This is a genomic window from Pseudomonas sp. FSO-7 (assembly GCF_059579345.1).
This window is the reverse complement of sequence record NZ_CM184193.1, coordinates 1,264,513-1,281,636: the sequence shown is the minus strand read 5'-3', so window position 1 is coordinate 1,281,636 and position 17,124 is coordinate 1,264,513. Positions and strand designations below refer to the sequence as shown.

The following is a 17,124-nucleotide window of genomic DNA, read 5'->3' as shown; positions in this document are numbered from 1 at the left end:
AAGCCATTCAATGCCGCAGGTGGATCCCGAACTCTTCGACCGCGGCCAGTTCCAGGCTGAACTGGCCCTGAAGGCAAGCCCCATCTCGGCGTTCAAGAAGGCGATCCGCCAGGCCCACGAAGTGCTCGACCAGCGCTTTCGCAGTGGCCGGGATATCCGTCGGTTGATCGAGGACCGCGCCTGGTTCGTCGATAACATCCTGCAAAAGGCCTGGGAGCAGTTCGATTGGAGTGAAGACGCCGACATCGCCCTGGTGGCGGTGGGCGGCTATGGGCGCGGTGAGCTGCACCCCTACTCCGACATCGACCTGCTGATCCTGCTGGACAGCGCCGATCATGAAATTTTCCGCGACTCCATCGAGCGGTTCCTGACCCTGCTGTGGGACATCGGCCTGGAAGTCGGCCAGAGCGTGCGCTCGGTGCAGGAATGCGCCGATGAGGCCCGCGCCGACCTGACGGTGATCACCAACCTGATGGAAAGCCGCACCATCGCCGGCCCCGAGCACCTGCGCCAGCGCATGCTCGATGTCACCAGCACGGCGCACATGTGGCCGAGCAAGGACTTCTTCCTGGCCAAGCACGCGGAGCAGAAGGCCCGCCACCACAAGTACAACGACACCGAATACAACCTGGAGCCCAACGTCAAGGGCTCGCCCGGCGGGCTGCGGGACATCCAGACCATCCTGTGGGTGGCCCGCCGCCAGTACGGCACGCTGAACCTGCGCGCCCTGGCTGGCGAAGGGTTCCTGGTGGAAAGCGAAAACGCCTTGCTGGCCTCGTCCCAGGAATTTTTGTGGAAGGTCCGCTACGCCCTGCACATGCTCGCCGGGCGCTCCGAGGACCGCCTGCTGTTCGATCACCAGCGCTCCATCGCCAGCCTGTTGGGTTTCGAGGGCCAGGATGCCAAGCAGTCCATCGAAAACTTCATGCAGCAGTACTATCGGGTGGTGATGAGCATCGCCCAGCTCAGCGAACTGATCATCCAGCACTTCGAGGAAGTCATCCTCGCCCCCGAAGACGAGGAACCGCCGCAGCCGATCAACTCCCGCTTCCAGCTCCACGACGGCTACATCGAAGCGCGTCACGACTATGTGTTCCGCCGCACGCCGTTCGCCATGCTCGAAATCTTCGTGCTGATGGCCCAGCAGCCGGAAATCAAGGGTGTGCGCGCCGACACCATTCGCCTGCTGCGGGAAAACCGTCATCTGATCGATGAGGATTTCCGCCACGACATCCGCAACACCAGCCTGTTCATCGAGCTGTTCAAGTGCAAGATCGGCGTGCACCGCAATCTGCGGCGCATGAACCGCTATGGAATCCTCGGGCGCTATCTGCCGGAGTTCGGCTTCATCGTTGGGCAGATGCAACACGACCTGTTCCACATCTATACGGTCGACGCCCACACCCTGAACCTGATCAAGCACCTGCGTAAGCTGCAGTACACCCAGGTGTCGGAGAAATTCCCGCTGGCCAGCAAGCTCATGGGCAAGCTGCCCAAGCCTGAGCTGATCTACATGGCCGGGCTGTACCACGACATCGGCAAGGGTCGCCAGGGCGATCACTCCGAGATCGGCGCGGTGGATGCCGAGGCGTTCTGCCAGCGCCATCAACTGCCCGTGTGGGACAGCCGGCTGATCGTCTGGCTGGTGCAGAACCACCTGGTGATGTCCACCACCGCCCAGCGCAAGGACTTGTCCGACCCGCAGGTGATCCACGACTTCGCCCAGATCGTCGGCGATGAAACGCGCCTGGATTACCTCTACGTGCTGACCGTGGCCGACATCAACGCCACCAACCCGAGCCTGTGGAACTCCTGGCGCGCCAGCCTGTTGCGTCAGCTCTACACCGAGACCAAGCGCGCCTTGCGCCGTGGCCTGGAAAACCCGGTGGACCGCGAAGAACAGATCCGTCGCACCCAAAGCGCGGCCCTGGACATTTTGGTCCGCGGCGGCACCGATCCGGACGATGTCGAACAGCTCTGGTCGCAATTGGGCGATGACTATTTCCTGCGCCACACCGCCGGCGACGTGGCCTGGCACAGCGACGCGATCCTGCAGCAACCGGCCGATGGCGGGCCGCTGGTGCTGATCAAGGAAACCACCCAGCGCGAGTTCGAGGGCGGCACGCAGATCTTCATCTACGCCCCGGACCAGCACGACTTCTTCGCCGTGACCGTGGCGGCGATGGACCAGCTCAACCTCAACATCCATGACGCCCGGGTCATTACCTCCAGCAGCCAGTTCACCCTCGACACCTACATCGTGCTCGACACCGATGGCGACTCGATTGGCGACAACCCGGCGCGGGTCAAGCAGATTCGCGACGGCCTGACCGAAGCCCTGCGTAACCCGGCGGACTACCCGACCATCATCCAGCGCCGCGTGCCGCGCCAGCTCAAGCACTTCGCCTTTGCGCCCCAGGTGACGATCCACAACGACGCCCAGCGCCAGGTCACCGTGCTGGAACTCAGCGCCCCGGACCGCCCGGGCCTGCTGGCGCGGGTCGGCCATATCTTCCTGGAGTTCGACCTGTCGCTGCAAAACGCCAAGATCGCCACCCTCGGCGAACGGGTGGAAGACGTGTTTTTCATCACCGACGCTCACAACCAGCCGCTGTCCGATCCGCAACTGTGCAGCCGCCTGCAGGAGGCGATCGTGCGGCACCTGAGCGTCAACCAGGAACCCGATGCTCACCTGACACGGATCAGCATCTGAACGAACAATCCCCCTCTGTGGGAGCGAGCTTGCTCGCGATAGCGGCGCAACATCCAGCATTGATGCTGCCTGACACACCGCCATCGCGAGCAAGCTCGCTCCCACAAGGACCGCGCCCACATTGACGAGGCCCTCGATGAACAACGCTCTGAACCAGTTGCAGCCCTACCCGTTCGAAAAACTCCGCGCCCTGCTCGGCAGCGTCACGCCCAACCCCGACAAACGCCCCATCGCGCTGTCCATCGGCGAACCCAAGCATCGCTCACCCAGCTTCGTGGCTGAGGCCCTGGCCAGCAATCTGGAAAAGATGGCCGTGTACCCGACCACCCTCGGTATCCCGGAATTGCGTGAAGCCATCACCGGCTGGTGCGAGCGCCGCTTCAACGTGCCGAACGGCTGGCTGGACCCCGCGCGCCATGTGCTGCCGGTCAATGGCACCCGCGAAGCCTTGTTCGCCTTCACCCAGACCGTGGTCAACCGGGACGACGATGCGCTGGTGGTCAGCCCGAACCCGTTCTACCAGATCTACGAAGGCGCGGCGTTCCTGGCCGGGGCCAAGCCGCACTACCTGCCGTGCCTGGACGCGAACGGCTTCAATCCGGATTTCGATGCGGTCTCGCCGGACATCTGGAAACGCTGCCAGATCCTGTTTCTGTGCTCCCCGGGCAACCCGACCGGGGCACTGATCCCGGTGGATGTGTTGAAGAGACTCATCGCCCTGGCTGACGAACATGACTTCGTCATCGCCGCGGATGAGTGCTACAGCGAACTCTACTTCGACGAACAAACCCCGCCGCCAGGGCTGCTCAGCGCCTGCGTCGAACTGGGTCGCCAGGATTTCAAGCGCTGCGTGGTGTTCCACAGCCTGTCCAAACGCTCCAACCTGCCCGGCCTGCGCTCCGGTTTCGTCGCGGGTGACGCGGACATCCTCAAGGGTTTCCTGCTCTACCGCACCTATCACGGCTGCGCGATGCCGGTGCAGACCCAACTGGCGAGCATCGCCGCATGGAACGACGAAGTACACGTACGAGCCAACCGCGCGCTGTACCGGGAGAAGTTCGACGCCGTGCTGGAAATCCTCAGCCCGGTGCTGGATGTGCAGCGGCCTGATGGCAGCTTCTATCTGTGGCCGAATGTGGCGGGCGATGATGCGGCGTTCTGCCGTGACCTGTTCGAACAGGAACACGTGACCGTCGTGCCGGGCTCGTACCTGTCCCGCGATGTGAATGGCGTCAACCCAGGCGCCGGGCGTGTGCGCATGGCCTTGGTCGCGCCATTGGCTGAATGTGTGGAAGCGGCCGAGCGGATTCGCGCGTTCATTCAGCGTCGGGGTTAATCCCGCCTCAGGACTTGAGTAGACCGCAGTTGTGGCGAGGGAGCTTGCTCCCGCGGGGCTGCGTAGCAGCCCCAAAGCATTCAACTCAATCTACCTGACATACCGCGTTGCCCTATTTCAGGGCCTCTTCGCGCCCCGGCGGGAGCAAGCTCCCTCGCCACAGGGGTTTGGTGTCGACCCATATCTGTGAACACCACAAATCTTCTGTGGTTCAGCTTGCATCCATGTTGGATGGGCCTACGTCTTCGCGAGCAAGCCCGCTCCCACAGGGGCTGGTGTCGATCACAAGTTCTGTGAACAACACGCATCCATTGTGGGAGCGAGCTTGCTCGCGATGAGGCCGGTACTTATTACATCAGGTCCGCAGCTCTACCCGATCCAAAGCCTTGTTCGCCAACAACGTCCCCAACTCAATCATCTGCGCCGCCCCCAACGCCACATGCCGCCGCGAGCCTTCCAGGCCAAACGCCAGGTCGTTGAGCATCGCATTGGCCGAAGCTAGGGTTTCGCTGAGGTTGGCTAGCAGGGCTTCGGTATCAACGCTGTCCGACACGGTGAACAACTGTACCGAGGGTTGGGGTTCTGACTCGCTGTCGTCAGGTTTGAGGTAATGGTCCAGCGCACGATCAGCGGCTTCTTGCAGCTTTTCGGGGGCGTAGTCGCCGTAGGGGAAAGTGGAGGCCGGTTTTGGAGGATTAGGCGTTTCTTTAGTCATGCTATTGCTCCTAGGGAAATTGGGAGCCGCCACCGAGTCTTCTCACGGACCGGAGGGTGGCAGCCGTACGCGGGGTGAGAATCCAAGCCCCTAGGAAGCCCGGCCATGCCGAAGCATGCCCGCGCACAGCCGCCATAACATAATGCCCAGACGAAAAGCGCCTGCACTTTATATGGTCGGCGCCTACGCGCCTACTAGGGAGGATCGGATTCTCACGTCCGGTCGCTGAATTGGCAGCGACACCCAGAGGCTAGAGCCCTCGCTTCCGACGGACAACCTTAAAAACTTGTCGGAAACTTCGGTGCGTCTGACAGACCACCATTGGCTTTGCGCCATGGCGGCTATTTACCCAACCCCAAATTCGCCTCCGCCAGATCCAACTCCCCCAGCACCTCTCGCAGCACATCATCCCCAATCTGGTGATGACGGCTGAGGCGATACAACTCCAGCCGCTGCGCCCGATAGGCCTTCAAGCGCAACCGGCGTTCCAGCAGGTCCATTTCGAACGCCAGCGCCTGGGCTTCGGCGGAGTCGTTGAACACCTCCAACTGATGGCGATATTCAGACATCAAGCGCGCCTTGACCTCGGTCGCCAGTGCGGCCTGAGCCGCATCGGGTGTACTGGACAGCTCGGCCGGCTCCTCCACTTCCAACGCATGGATCGCCGCTTCAGCGGTTTTACGCCAGGCATCACGCACTTCGGTGCGGCGCTTGTCATCGGGGCTCTTCTCGATACCTCGCAACAGCAATGGCAGGGCGATGCAGGCCGCGATCAACGACAACAGAATCACCCCGGCGGCAATGAAGATCAGCAAGTCGCGCTCGGGAAACGCCTCGCCCGCCCCCAGCAGCAACGGCACCGACAGCACACCTGCCAACGTCACCGCACCGCGCACCCCGCCGAAGGTCAGCAACCAGCAGGAGCGCGCAGTCGGCACGAACGTCAGTTCGTTCTCGCCACGCCAGCGACGTAACAGCCCGGACAGCCGCCAGATGCTTTGTACCCAGACAAACCGCAGCACCAGCAGCACCAGGAAAATCGCCACCACCTCCAGGCAGCGGTAGAACAGCGTTGGCCACAGCGTCGTCTCGTGGCTGGTCACCGCCTTGATGATGTCCGGCAGTTGCAGGCCCAGCAGCAGGAAGATCAAGCCGTTGAAGGCGAATTCCAGCAGCGACCATACGCTGCGATTGAGCAGCCGCGTGCCGGTCTGACGCGGCAGCAGGTCGAGCCAGCTCTGCATCATCCCCGCCGCCACCGCCGAGAGAATGCCCGAGGCGCCCAAGCGTTCAGCCAGCACATAGGCCGCGAACGGCAGCAGCAACATGAACACCACATGGGTGGCCGGATCGTCCCAGCCGCGCGCCACCATCCAGGCCCGCAAGCGCCCCAATAACCAACTCAGGGCCACACCGACCAGCAGGCCGCCGACCGCCACCAGGACGAAGGCCAGGCTCGCGCCCGCCAGGGAAAACACCCCGGTGATCGCCGCCGCCAGGGCGAACTTGAACGTCACCAGGCCCGACGCGTCGTTCATCAACGCCTCGCCCTGGAGCATATGCATCAAAGGTGCGGGCAGACGGTCGCGAGCAATCGCCGACACCGCCACCGCGTCGGTCGGCGACAGGACCGCGGCCAGGGCAAAGGCCACCGGCAACGGGATACTCGGCAGCAGCCAGTGAATGAAGTAACCGGCGCCCACCACCGTGAACAACACCAGCCCCACCGCCAGCGTCAGGATCGGCCCGCGCAGGCGCCACAACTCGCGTTTGGGCATGCGCCAGCCGTCGGAGAACAGCAGCGGTGGCAGAAACAGAAACAGGAACAACTCAGGATCGAGGGCCACATGTAGACCCAGGGACGGCCAGGCCAACACGGCACCAGCGCCGATCTGTACCAGGGGCAACGGCAGCGGGATCAACCGTCCGATCAGGCGCGAAACGCCCACCAGCATCAACAGGATCAGGACGGTATAAGCGCTTTGCATAACGGTTTCCAATTGCAGCCACACACATCCGGCAACAGCTTGCCGTTGAAGTGCCATATTAACCGCTTAGCATGAGCCTGGCCGTTACACCTATGTCGCAGCCCACCCTTGTGGGAGCGAGCCTGCTCGCGATAGCGGTGTATCAGCCGACATCAATGCTGGATGTAAGACCGCCATCGCGAGCAAGCTCGCTCCCACAGGTTTGGGAGCATGCCGATCTGGGCCGTCGCGAAACCGTCCGGTCATGGCATAATCCTTCACCTTTTACTTTCAGCACCTGCAAAGGGGGCAGTTCCTTGACCGATTCAAGCAAAACGTTGCACCTTTTCGGCATCAAAGCCTGCGACACGATGAAAAAGGCGCGCACCTGGCTCGATGATCACGCTGTGCACTACGACTTTCACGACTACAAGACCGCCGGCATCGACCGTGAGCACCTGACCCAATGGTGCAACGAGCATGGCTGGCAAGTGGTGTTGAACCGTGCTGGTACGACCTTTCGCAAACTCGACGACGAACGCAAAGCCGATCTCGACCAGACGAAAGCCATCGAACTGATGCTCGCCCAACCCTCGATGATCAAGCGCCCGGTGCTCGATCTCGGTGACCGAACCCTGATTGGCTTCAAGCCAGATATTTATGCGGCAGAGATCAAGTAAGCCTGCCCAGTCCATTTTGTAGAGGTAATTTCATGTCCACTACCCTGTTCAGCCTGGCCTTCGGCGTCGGCACCCAAAACCGCGAAGGCGCCTGGCTGGAAGTGTTCTACGCACAGCCGCTGCTCAAGCCGTCGGCTGAGATCGTTGCCGCTGTCGCGCCGATCCTTGGCTACAGCGAAGGCAACCAGGCCATCACCTTCACCACCACCCAGGCCTCGCAACTGGCCGAAGCCCTCAAGGGCGTCGATGCCGCACAAGCCAAGCTGCTGACTCGCCTGGCTGAAAGCCACAAGCCGCTGGTCGCCACCCTGCTGGCCGAAGATGCCCAACTGAGCTCCACCCCTGAGGCCTACCTCAAGCTGCACCTGCTGTCCCATCGCCTGGTCAAGCCCCACGGCCTGAACCTGGCCGGCATTTTCCCACTGCTGCCGAACGTGGCCTGGACCAGCCAGGGCGCGATCGATCTGAGCGAACTGGCCGAGCACCAGCTCGAAGCCCGCCTGCGTGGCGAGCTGCTGGAAGTGTTCTCGGTGGACAAGTTCCCGAAAATGACCGACTACGTGGTCCCGGCCGGCGTGCGCATCGCCGATGCCGCGCGGATCCGCCTGGGCGCCTACGTGGGCGAAGGCACCACGGTCATGCACGAAGGTTTCGTCAACTTCAACGCCGGCACCGAAGGCCCAGGCATGATCGAAGGCCGTGTCTCGGCGGGCGTGTTCGTCGGCAAGGGTTCGGACCTGGGCGGCGGTTGTTCGACCATGGGCACCCTGTCGGGCGGCGGCAACATCGTGATCAAGGTTGGCGAAGGCTGCCTGATCGGCGCCAACGCCGGCATCGGCATCCCCCTGGGCGACCGCAACACCGTGGAGTCGGGCCTGTACGTGACCGCCGGCACCAAAGTCGCCCTGCTGGACGAAAACAACCAACTGGTGAAAGTGGTCAAGGCCCGCGACCTGGCTGGCCAGCCCGACCTGCTGTTCCGTCGCAACTCCGAGACCGGCGCGGTGGAATGCAAGACGCACAAGTCGGCCATCGAGCTGAACGAAGCACTGCACGCCCACAACTAAGCCGCGTCACACCCTCACCTGTGGGAGCAACCTTGCTCCCACAGGGTCCGGCGTAACTCCAGCAGGGCCCGAAAGCATGTTGATCCAATCCCCCTGGCGTGCCGATTTCCCGGCCATCGCCGCCCTGCAACGGCAAGGCCAGACCTACCTGGACAGCGCCGCCACCACGCAAAAACCCCAAGCCCTATTGGATGCCCTGACGCACTACTACGCCAACGGCGCGGCCAACGTGCACCGCGCGCAACATTTGCCGGGCGCACATGCCACCCAGGCGTTCGAGGACAGCCGCCTCAAGGTCTCGCAATGGCTCAATGCCGGAAACTGCGGGCAGGTGGTCTTCACCCACGGCGCCACTTCGGCGCTGAACCTGCTGGCCTACGGGCTGGAACATTTATTCAACCCGGGCGATGAGATCGTCATCAGCGCTCTGGAACACCACGCCAACCTGCTGCCGTGGCAGCAACTGGCCGAGCGCCGTTCGTTGACCCTGGTGGTGTTGCCACTGGATGCCGACGGCGTGATCGATTCAAGCGCCGCCGCCGAACTGATCGGCCCCCGTACACGCTTGCTGGCGGTGAGCCAGTTATCCAATGTGCTGGGGGCCTGGCAGCCGGTGCCGGCGCTGCTGGCACTGGCCAAGGCCCACGGCGCGCTGACGGTGATCGACGGCGCCCAAGGCGTGGTCCATGGCCGCCACGACGTGGAGGCGCTGGGCTGCGATTTCTATGTATTTTCCAGCCACAAACTCTACGGCCCCGACGGTCTCGGCGTGCTGTTTGGCCGTACCGAAGCCCTTGGCACCCTGCGCCATTGGCAATTCGGCGGCGAAATGGTGCAACAGGCCGATTACCACACCGCCACCTTCCGGGCGGCGCCGCTGGGCTTCGAAGCCGGCACGCCACCGATTGCCAGCGTGATCGGCCTGGGGGCGAGCCTGGATTACCTGTCCGACCTCGACCCGCAGGCGGTCATCGAGCATGAGGCGGCGCTGCATGACTACCTGCTCCATGGCCTGCTGGCCCGCAACGGTATTCGCCTGCTGGGCAACCCGCGCCTGGCCCTGGTCAGCTTCGTGGTCGAAGGCATCCACAACGCCGACCTGGCGCACCTGCTGACCGAACAGGGCATCGCCGTGCGCGCCGGGCATCACTGCGCGATGCCGTTGTTCAAGCATTTGAAGCTGTCCGGGGCGATTCGGGTGTCACTGGCGCTGTACAACGACTCTGCTGATCTCGAACGCTTCTTCGAGGCACTGGACCAGGCGTTGGAGATGCTCCGATGAATCTGCCTGCCGAGGCCTCCTCCGCGCTGCAGATTTTCCAGGAAGCCTCGGGCTGGGAACAACGGGCCCGGCTACTGATGCAATGGGGCGAACGCCTGCCGCCGTTGAGCGACGAGGACAAGTGCGACGCCAACCTCGTCCACGGCTGTGAAAGCCAGGTGTGGTTGGTGGGTCGCTTGCACGACCGGCACTGGCAGTTTTCCGCCAGCAGCGATGCGCGGTTGATCCGGGGGTTGGTGGCGTTGTTGCTGGCGCGGGTCAACGGGTTGTCCGCTGACGAGTTGCAGCACGTGGATTTGCCGGATTGGTTCAATCAGTTGGGATTGTCGCGGCAGCTGTCGCCGTCGCGAAGCAATGGGTTGAATGCGGTGTTGCAGCGGATGCGCGAATTGACGCAATAACCGTGGCGAGGGAGCTTGCTCCCGCTGGACTGCGCAGCAGTCCCAAAAGCAGTCAACTCAATCTGCCTGACATACCGCGTTGCCCGGTTTCAGGGCCGCTTCGCGACCCAGCGGGAGCAAGCTCCCTCGCCACAAGAGCGATCACTGCCCGGGCTTGACCCTGTCCGCCGGCCGCCGCACACCCGCCACGATCTTATCCACAGCCTTGGTCGCCGCGACCATGCCGAATGTCGCCGTGACCATCATCACCGCACCAAACCCACCGGCGCAGTCGAGCTTGACGCCGTCGCCGACAAAACTCTTCTGCAGGCAAATGCTGCCGTCCGGTTTCGGGTAGCGCAGTTGTTCGGTGGAGAACACGCAGGGCACGCTGTAGTGGCGGGTCACGGTGCGGGAGAAGCCGTAGTCGCGGCGCAAGGTGGAGCGCACCTTGGAGGCCAGTGGATCGTTGTACGTACGGTTGAGGTCGCAGACCTGGATCAGCGTCGGGTCGATCTGCCCGCCCGCACCGCCGGTGGTGATGATCTGGATCTTGCGGCGCTTGCACCAGGCGATCAGCGCGGCCTTGGCGTTGACGCTGTCGATGCAGTCGATCACGCAGTCGATGTTCGGCGTGATGTACTCGGCCATGGTGTCGCGGGTGACGAAGTCGGCCACCGCGTGCACGCTGCAGTCGGGGTTGATCCCCCGCAGCCGCTCGGCCATCACGTCGACCTTGGGCTTGCCGACGGTGCTGTCCAGGGCGTGCAGCTGGCGGTTGGCGTTGCTGACGCAGACATCGTCCAGGTCGAACAGCGAAATCTCGCCCACGCCGCAACGGGCAATGGCTTCCGCCGCCCAGGAACCGACACCGCCGACGCCGACAATCGCCACATGGGCCGCCCGCAGGCGCTCCAGGCCTTCGATGCCGTACAAACGGGCGATGCCGGCAAACCTTGGATCTTCTGTACTCATGACCATTACCCCAAAAACCGGCGCGCATTATAGGGCTTTGCCACAGCAAATTAAGCAAAACCTCTGTGGGAGCGAGCTTGCTCGCGATGACGGTGGATCCGTGGCAGTGATGTTGACTGACACACTGCCATCGCGAGCAAGCTCGCTCCCACAGGATTTGTGTTCCAACTGACCAGCACCAGGGCCCATGGTGGTCGTTTTGCTATAAGATAACCGCCATTTTGTAAGCCTCGACCGAATACAATTCAACGGTCGCACTCAGGACCTGTGGGAGCGGGCTTGCTCACGAAGGCGTCATCACTGACGCTAAAAGCTTCGCGAGCAAGCCCGCTCCCACAGGGACTGTGATCTCCTTTCCAGCTTTCCGGAGTTTTCCATGACGGCCCACGCCGACCTCTCGCCGACCCTGCAACTCGCCTGCGACCTGATCCGCCGTCCGTCCGTGACGCCGGTGGATGCCGATTGCCAGAAACTGATGATGCAGCGCCTGGGCAACGCGGGCTTCACACTCGAGCCGATGCGTATCGAGGACGTGGATAACTTCTGGGCCAGCCACGGCAAGCATGACGGCCCGGTGCTGTGTTTCGCCGGGCACACCGATGTGGTGCCGACCGGTCCGGTGCAGGCCTGGCAGCTCGACCCGTTCGATGCGGTCATCGACGAACAGGGCATGCTCTGCGGCCGTGGCGCGGCGGACATGAAAGGCAGCCTGGCGGCGATGGTGGTGGCGGCCGAACGGTTCGTCGCCGACTACCCGGACCACAAGGGCTCGCTGACCTTCCTGATCACCAGCGATGAAGAAGGCCCGGCCCACCACGGCACCAAAGCCGTGGTCGAACGCCTCAAGGCCCGCCAGGAGCGGCTGGACTGGTGCATCGTCGGCGAACCGTCGAGCACCACCTTGGTGGGCGATGTGGTCAAGAATGGCCGGCGCGGTTCCCTCGGCGCAAAACTGACCGTGCGCGGCAAGCAAGGTCACGTGGCGTATCCACACCTGGCGAAGAACCCGATCCACCTCGCCGCGCCCGCCTTGGCCGAATTGGCCGCCGAGCATTGGGACCACGGCAACGACTTCTTCCCGCCCACCAGTTTCCAGATCTCCAACCTCAACTCCGGCACCGGCGCGACCAACGTGATCCCGGGAGACCTGGTAGCGGTGTTCAACTTCCGCTTCTCCACCGAATCCACCGTCGAAGGCCTGCAACAGCGCGTCGCCGATATTCTCGACAAGCATCAACTGGACTGGCACATCGACTGGGCACTGTCCGGCCTGCCGTTCCTCACCGAACCGGGGGCCTTGCTGGACGCAGTGTCGTCGAGCATCCGGGACGTCACCGGGCGCGAGACCCAGGCGTCCACCAGCGGCGGCACGTCCGACGGTCGTTTCATCGCCACCATGGGCACGCAAGTGGTCGAGCTGGGGCCGGTCAACGCGACCATCCACCAGGTCAACGAGCGCGTGCTGGCGGCCGATCTCGACGTGCTGACCGAGATCTACTACAAGACGCTGATCAAGTTGCTCGCCTGATGCTCGCCTGCCCGATCTGCAGTGAACCGCTGAACGCGGTGGACAACGGCGTGGTGTGCCCGGCGGGGCACCGCTTCGACCGCGCGCGCCAGGGTTACCTGAACCTGCTGCCGGTGCAGCACAAGAACAGTCGCGACCCCGGCGACAACCAGGCGATGGTCGAAGCCCGCCGCGACTTCCTCAACGCCGGACACTACGCCCCGGTCGCCCGGCGCCTGGCGGAACTGGCCGCCGAACGCGCGCCCGGGCGCTGGCTGGACATCGGCTGCGGCGAGGGTTACTACACCGCGCAGATCGCCGAGGCGTTGCCCCACGCCGATGGCTATGCCCTGGACATTTCCCGCGAGGCGGTCAAGCGCGCCTGCAAACGCAACCCGCAACTGACCTGGTTGATCGCCAGCATGGCCCGGGTGCCGTTGGCGGACGGTTGCTGCCAGTTTCTGGCCAGCGTGTTCAGCCCGCTGGACTGGCAAGAGGCCAAGCGCCTGCTCAGCCCCGGCGGTGGTCTGATGAAAGTCGGCCCCACCGCCGGCCATCTGATGGAATTGCGCGAGCGCCTGTATGACGAGGTGCGCGAATACACCGACGACAAGCACCTGGCCCTGGTGCCGTCGGGCATGGCGCTGGATCACAGCGAAACCCTCGAATTCAAGCTGACCCTCGACAACGGCCAGGACCGCGCCAACCTGCTGGCCATGACGCCCCACGGCTGGCGCGCCAGCGCCGAACGCCGCGCCAACGTGATCGAGCAGGCCGAGGCGTTCGAGGTCACGGTGTCGATGCGCTACGATTATTTCATTGTTCAATAATTAACCTTGGGCCTCGGGCAACCGTCCGGGGCCAGTTAAATCCGCGAATGGATTTTTCAAGACCGCAGCGAGGACATCCATGCGCCAACCCGATATCGAGATTTACCTCAAGGACGCCGACGTCGACCACAAGGCCATCGCCGCCTGGCTCGGCCAGGCGCTGGGCCCGTGCAGCGATTGGGTGCAGAAAGGCCAGACCTACAAGTGCAAGGCCGGCAACGTCCCCGTGACCTGGCTGCCCAAGGCCGTCGGCAAATGGAACAGCCTCTACCTGGAAAGCGACCAGACCCCGTGGGAAGACGACATCGCCTGCGCCCGCGCCGCCTTCGCCGCACTGAATGTCGAAGTGCGCTGTGCACCTGGCTCGTGGGTGGAAGAGGAAGGTGAAGAGTCGGCGGATCGCTGGATTCGCATCAGCGCCGATGGGGAAGAAGAGATTACCTGGAAGACGGCGTGATCCTAGTCTCAGGGCCTACCTGGATCTAAATGTGGGAGCGGGCTTGCTCGCGAAAGCGGTGTATCAGCCAATGAAGATATTGCCTGACACACCGCTTTCGCGAGCAAGCCCGCTCCCACAGGAGATCTGTTGTGGATGTTACGGGTTACAACCCCACCACATCCTCAGCCTGCAAGCCCTTCTGCCCTTCCACCACCGCGTACTCGACCTGCTGGCCTTCGGTCAGTGAACGGTGGCCTTCGCCACGAATGGCGCGGTAATGCACGAACACATCCGCCCCACCTTCACGCTGGATGAAGCCGTAGCCCTTGGCGTCGTTGAACCACTTCACACTGCCGGTTTCCCGTGCTGCCATGATGCTCACTCCCATTTTTATTTTTTGAGTCGGCTTTTCGAGGGAAAGCCGTACGAACGTTAGCTGCCGTCCAGCCGTCCATAAGAAGGGCCGTGGCAGTCACTGGCCGAGTATATGTCACACGTAAAAACTCTCAACTGACTTTACTTCGCCGCTTTTTTGCCGATTTTCGACGAATCCGGCACACTAGCGGCCGCTTGATCTTATCCACTCATGCAGAAGCCGTATGACCCGCTCCCCGTTCCGCCGTCTTGTGTTTGGCACCCTGCGCCGACTGTTGTACCTCTGGGTTCGCTCCGAGACCATCAACCAGTCGTCCTTCACCCTCAACCTCGACCGCAGTCGTCCGGTGTTCTACGTCCTGCAAGATCCTTCGCTCACCGATCTGGCAGTACTCGATACCGAATGCACCAAGGCCGGCCTGCCCCGTCCGGTATTGCCGGTGTCCGTGGGCAACCTGCTGGAACCGGCGGCGTTTTTCTACCTGACACCCGCGCCGGACTGGATCGGGCGCCAGGACAAACGCGGCGCGCCGCCCACCCTGACGCGACTGGTCGACGCACTGACCCACAATGCCGCAGAAGACGCCCAGATCATCCCGGTCAGCGTGTTCTGGGGGCAGTCGCCCGACAGCGAATCCAGCCCCTGGAAGCTGTTGTTCGCCGACAGCTGGGCGGTCACCGGGCGCCTGCGCCGCCTGCTGAGCATCATGATCCTGGGGCGCAAGACCCGCGTGCAATTCTCCGCACCGATCCACCTGCGTGAACTGATCAAGCACGACAAAGGCCACGAACGCACCGTGCGCATGGCCCAGCGGATCCTGCGGGTGCACTTCCGCAATTTGAAAGCGGCGGTCATCGGCCCCGACATCTCCCACCGACGCAACCTGGTCAAGGGCCTGTTGAACCAGCCGCTGGTCAAGCAGGCGATTGCCGAGGAAGCCGAACGGGAAAAGATCTCCCCGGAAAAAGCCAAGGCCCAGGCCCTGCGCTACGGCAACGAGATCGCCTCGGACTACACCTACACCGCGATCCGTTTCCTGGAAGTGGTCCTGAGCTGGTTCTGGAACAAGATCTACGACGGCATCAAGGTCAACCATATCGAAGGCGTGCAGAACGTCGCCCAGGGCCACGAAGTCATCTACGTGCCGTGCCACCGCAGCCACATCGACTACCTGCTGCTGTCGTACCTGCTGTTTCGCAACGGCCTGACACCACCGCACATCGCCGCCGGCATCAACCTCAACATGCCGGTGATTGGTGGCCTGTTGCGCCGAGGCGGAGCGTTTTTCATGCGCCGCACCTTCAAGGGCAACCCGCTCTACACCGCGGTGTTTAACGAATACCTGCACACGCTGTTCACCAAAGGCTTTCCGGTGGAGTACTTCGTCGAGGGTGGTCGCTCGCGCACCGGACGCATGCTGCAACCCAAGACCGGCATGCTCGCCATCACCTTGCGCAGCTTCCTGCGCTCCTCGCGCATGCCCATCGTCTTCGTACCGGTGTACATCGGCTATGAACGGGTGCTGGAAGGCCGCACCTACCTGGGCGAACTGCGCGGGGCCAGCAAGAAGAAAGAATCGATCTTCGACATCTTCAAAGTCATCGGCGCCCTCAAGCAGCGCTTCGGCCAGGTGGCGGTGAACTTCGGCGAACCGATCAAGCTGGCGGAATTCCTCGACGGTGAACAGCCGGATTGGCGCCAGCAGGAACTGGGCCCACAATTCAAACCAGCCTGGCTCAACGCGACCACCCACCGCCTCGGCGAGCGCGTGGCCCGGCACCTGAACGAAGCCGCGGCCATCAACCCGGTCAACCTCGTCGCCCTGGCGCTGCTGTCCACCAGCCGCCTGGCCCTGGACGACCGCGCCATGGCCCGCGTGCTCGACCTGTACCTGGCGTTGTTGCGCAAAGTCCCGTACTCGCCCCATACCACCCTGCCCGAAGGCGATGGTCGAGCGCTGATCGAACACGTAAAAGGCATGGACCTGCTGTCGGAACAGAGCGACGCCCTGGGCAAGATTCTGTACCTGGACGAGCAGAACGCGGTGTTGATGACCTACTACCGCAACAACGTGCTGCACATCTTCGCCCTGCCGGCGTTGCTGGCGAGCTTCTTCCAGAGCAGCTCGCGCATGAGCCGCGAGCAGATCCTGCGCTACACCCACGCGTTGTACCCGTACCTGCAATCGGAGTTGTTCATTCGCTGGTCGCTGGAAGCGCTGGACGGCGTGGTCGACCAGTGGCTCGACGCATTCGTCGAACAGGGCCTGCTGCGTTTCGAAAACGACCTGTACCTGCGTCCGGCGCCGAGTTCGCGGCACTTCGTGCTGCTGACCCTGCTGTCGAAAAGCATTGCCCAGACCTTGCAGCGCTTCTACATGACCGTCTCGCTGCTGCTCAACAGCGGTCAGAACACCGTCAGCGCCGAAGAACTGGAAGACCTCTGCACCGTCATGGCTCAGCGCCTGTCGATCCTGCATGGCCTGAATGCGCCGGAATTTTTCGACAAGAGCCTGTTCCGTCACTTCATCCAGACGATGCTGGACCTGGATGTACTGCGCCGCGACGAGGCCGGCAAACTCGGCTACCACGAACTGCTGGGCGAACTGGCCGAAGGCGCGGCCAAGCGGGTGCTGCCGGCGGAAATTCGCCTGTCGATTCGCCAGGTGGCGTTGCATCGCAGTGAAGATGCGGCGGAGGTCGCCGTCAGCCCCGACCTTTGACATTTACGATCACTCACCGTGAACAGGGAACGGTTGCGGTGAGTGCATCGGTCAGTCGACAGGCGTACTCCGACGCCGCGCAGCGGCCAAAGCGACGTCAAACGAAGAAAAGACCTACAGAGAACTTTGGAGCCG

General features: G+C 63.0%; 14 protein-coding genes. 10 read left to right on the top strand and 4 right to left on the bottom strand.

Annotated elements, in window-relative coordinates:
- Positions 1-10 precede the first annotated feature (10 nt).
- Complete coding sequence (locus tag AC515T_RS05455; RefSeq protein WP_496531713.1) at positions 11-2,713, top strand: [protein-PII] uridylyltransferase; 2,703 nt, start codon at positions 11-13, stop codon at positions 2,711-2,713.
- Positions 2,714-2,849: 136 nt separating this feature from the next.
- Positions 2,850-4,049, top strand: coding sequence for a succinyldiaminopimelate transaminase (dapC, locus tag AC515T_RS05450; RefSeq protein ID WP_496531712.1), 1,200 nt, complete (start codon positions 2,850-2,852; stop codon positions 4,047-4,049).
- A gap of 355 nt (positions 4,050-4,404) precedes the next feature.
- On the opposite strand, the gene AC515T_RS05445 is transcribed toward dapC, so the two are convergent.
- Positions 4,405-4,764, bottom strand: coding sequence for a DUF6124 family protein (locus AC515T_RS05445; protein WP_496531711.1), 360 nt, complete (start codon positions 4,762-4,764; stop codon positions 4,405-4,407).
- A 341-nt stretch (positions 4,765-5,105) separates the two neighbouring features.
- Entirely contained in the window at positions 5,106-6,752 is a 1,647-nt protein-coding gene (locus AC515T_RS05440; RefSeq protein WP_496531710.1) for a Na+/H+ antiporter, read from the bottom strand.
- Between the two features lie 296 nt (positions 6,753-7,048).
- On the opposite strand from AC515T_RS05440, the gene AC515T_RS05435 reads away from it, so the two are divergent.
- The 4 genes from AC515T_RS05435 (at position 7,049) to AC515T_RS05420 (ending at position 10,161) form a co-directional block, all read left to right on the top strand.
- On the top strand, positions 7,049-7,411 hold the full coding sequence (locus AC515T_RS05435; RefSeq protein ID WP_053119206.1) for an ArsC family reductase: 363 nt from the start codon (positions 7,049-7,051) through the stop codon (positions 7,409-7,411).
- A gap of 32 nt (positions 7,412-7,443) precedes the next feature.
- Positions 7,444-8,478, top strand: coding sequence for a 2,3,4,5-tetrahydropyridine-2,6-dicarboxylate N-succinyltransferase (dapD, locus tag AC515T_RS05430; protein ID WP_496531709.1), 1,035 nt, complete (start codon positions 7,444-7,446; stop codon positions 8,476-8,478).
- Between the two features lie 76 nt (positions 8,479-8,554).
- Entirely contained in the window at positions 8,555-9,760 is a 1,206-nt protein-coding gene (locus AC515T_RS05425) for an aminotransferase class V-fold PLP-dependent enzyme (RefSeq protein ID WP_496531708.1), read from the top strand.
- Entirely contained in the window at positions 9,757-10,161 is a 405-nt protein-coding gene (locus tag AC515T_RS05420) for a SufE family protein (RefSeq protein WP_496531707.1), read from the top strand. Before AC515T_RS05425 ends, AC515T_RS05420 begins: the two co-directional genes overlap by 4 nt.
- A gap of 141 nt (positions 10,162-10,302) precedes the next feature.
- Here the strand turns inward: AC515T_RS05420 and tcdA are convergent, their stop codons facing one another.
- Entirely contained in the window at positions 10,303-11,121 is an 819-nt protein-coding gene (tcdA, locus tag AC515T_RS05415; protein WP_496531706.1) for a tRNA cyclic N6-threonylcarbamoyladenosine(37) synthase TcdA, read from the bottom strand.
- A gap of 370 nt (positions 11,122-11,491) precedes the next feature.
- Here tcdA and dapE point away from each other — a divergent pair, with 370 nt between their 5' ends.
- The 3 genes from dapE to AC515T_RS05400 all read left to right on the top strand — a co-directional run bounded on the left by dapE (position 11,492) and on the right by AC515T_RS05400 (position 13,909).
- On the top strand, positions 11,492-12,643 hold the full coding sequence (gene dapE / locus AC515T_RS05410; protein ID WP_496531705.1) for a succinyl-diaminopimelate desuccinylase: 1,152 nt from the start codon (positions 11,492-11,494) through the stop codon (positions 12,641-12,643).
- Complete coding sequence (locus tag AC515T_RS05405; protein ID WP_496531704.1) at positions 12,643-13,452, top strand: putative RNA methyltransferase; 810 nt, start codon at positions 12,643-12,645, stop codon at positions 13,450-13,452. Before dapE ends, AC515T_RS05405 begins: the two co-directional genes overlap by 1 nt.
- A gap of 79 nt (positions 13,453-13,531) precedes the next feature.
- Positions 13,532-13,909 (top strand): hypothetical protein, encoded by a 378-nt coding sequence (locus AC515T_RS05400; RefSeq protein WP_135843905.1) that lies wholly within the window; start codon positions 13,532-13,534, stop codon positions 13,907-13,909.
- 145 nt (positions 13,910-14,054) lie between these two features.
- Here AC515T_RS05400 and AC515T_RS05395 read toward each other — a convergent pair whose 3' ends face one another.
- Positions 14,055-14,264 (bottom strand): cold shock domain-containing protein, encoded by a 210-nt coding sequence (locus tag AC515T_RS05395; protein ID WP_003198198.1) that lies wholly within the window; start codon positions 14,262-14,264, stop codon positions 14,055-14,057.
- A gap of 226 nt (positions 14,265-14,490) precedes the next feature.
- On the opposite strand from AC515T_RS05395, the gene plsB reads away from it, so the two are divergent.
- On the top strand, positions 14,491-16,989 hold the full coding sequence (gene plsB, locus AC515T_RS05390; RefSeq protein WP_496531703.1) for a glycerol-3-phosphate 1-O-acyltransferase PlsB: 2,499 nt from the start codon (positions 14,491-14,493) through the stop codon (positions 16,987-16,989).
- The last annotated feature ends 135 nt before the right edge of the window (positions 16,990-17,124 follow it).

Bases quoted from the DNA above. Each gene is read 5' to 3' on its own strand.
- AC515T_RS05395 (WP_003198198.1), bottom strand. From the start codon at position 14,264: ATGGCAGCACGGGAAACCGGCAGTGTGAAGTGGTTCAACGACGCCAAG.
- AC515T_RS05425 (WP_496531708.1), top strand. From the start codon at position 8,555: ATGTTGATCCAATCCCCCTGGCGTGCCGATTTCCCGGCCATCGCCGCC.
- AC515T_RS05440 (WP_496531710.1), bottom strand. From the start codon at position 6,752: ATGCAAAGCGCTTATACCGTCCTGATCCTGTTGATGCTGGTGGGCGTT.
- dapE (WP_496531705.1), top strand. From the start codon at position 11,492: ATGACGGCCCACGCCGACCTCTCGCCGACCCTGCAACTCGCCTGCGAC.
- AC515T_RS05445 (WP_496531711.1), bottom strand. From the start codon at position 4,764: ATGACTAAAGAAACGCCTAATCCTCCAAAACCGGCCTCCACTTTCCCC.
- AC515T_RS05420 (WP_496531707.1), top strand. From the start codon at position 9,757: ATGAATCTGCCTGCCGAGGCCTCCTCCGCGCTGCAGATTTTCCAGGAA.
- plsB (WP_496531703.1), top strand. From the start codon at position 14,491: ATGACCCGCTCCCCGTTCCGCCGTCTTGTGTTTGGCACCCTGCGCCGA.
- dapD (WP_496531709.1), top strand. From the start codon at position 7,444: ATGTCCACTACCCTGTTCAGCCTGGCCTTCGGCGTCGGCACCCAAAAC.
- AC515T_RS05405 (WP_496531704.1), top strand. From the start codon at position 12,643: ATGCTCGCCTGCCCGATCTGCAGTGAACCGCTGAACGCGGTGGACAAC.
- dapC (WP_496531712.1), top strand. From the start codon at position 2,850: ATGAACAACGCTCTGAACCAGTTGCAGCCCTACCCGTTCGAAAAACTC.
- AC515T_RS05455 (WP_496531713.1), top strand. From the start codon at position 11: ATGCCGCAGGTGGATCCCGAACTCTTCGACCGCGGCCAGTTCCAGGCT.
- tcdA (WP_496531706.1), bottom strand. From the start codon at position 11,121: ATGGTCATGAGTACAGAAGATCCAAGGTTTGCCGGCATCGCCCGTTTG.
- AC515T_RS05400 (WP_135843905.1), top strand. From the start codon at position 13,532: ATGCGCCAACCCGATATCGAGATTTACCTCAAGGACGCCGACGTCGAC.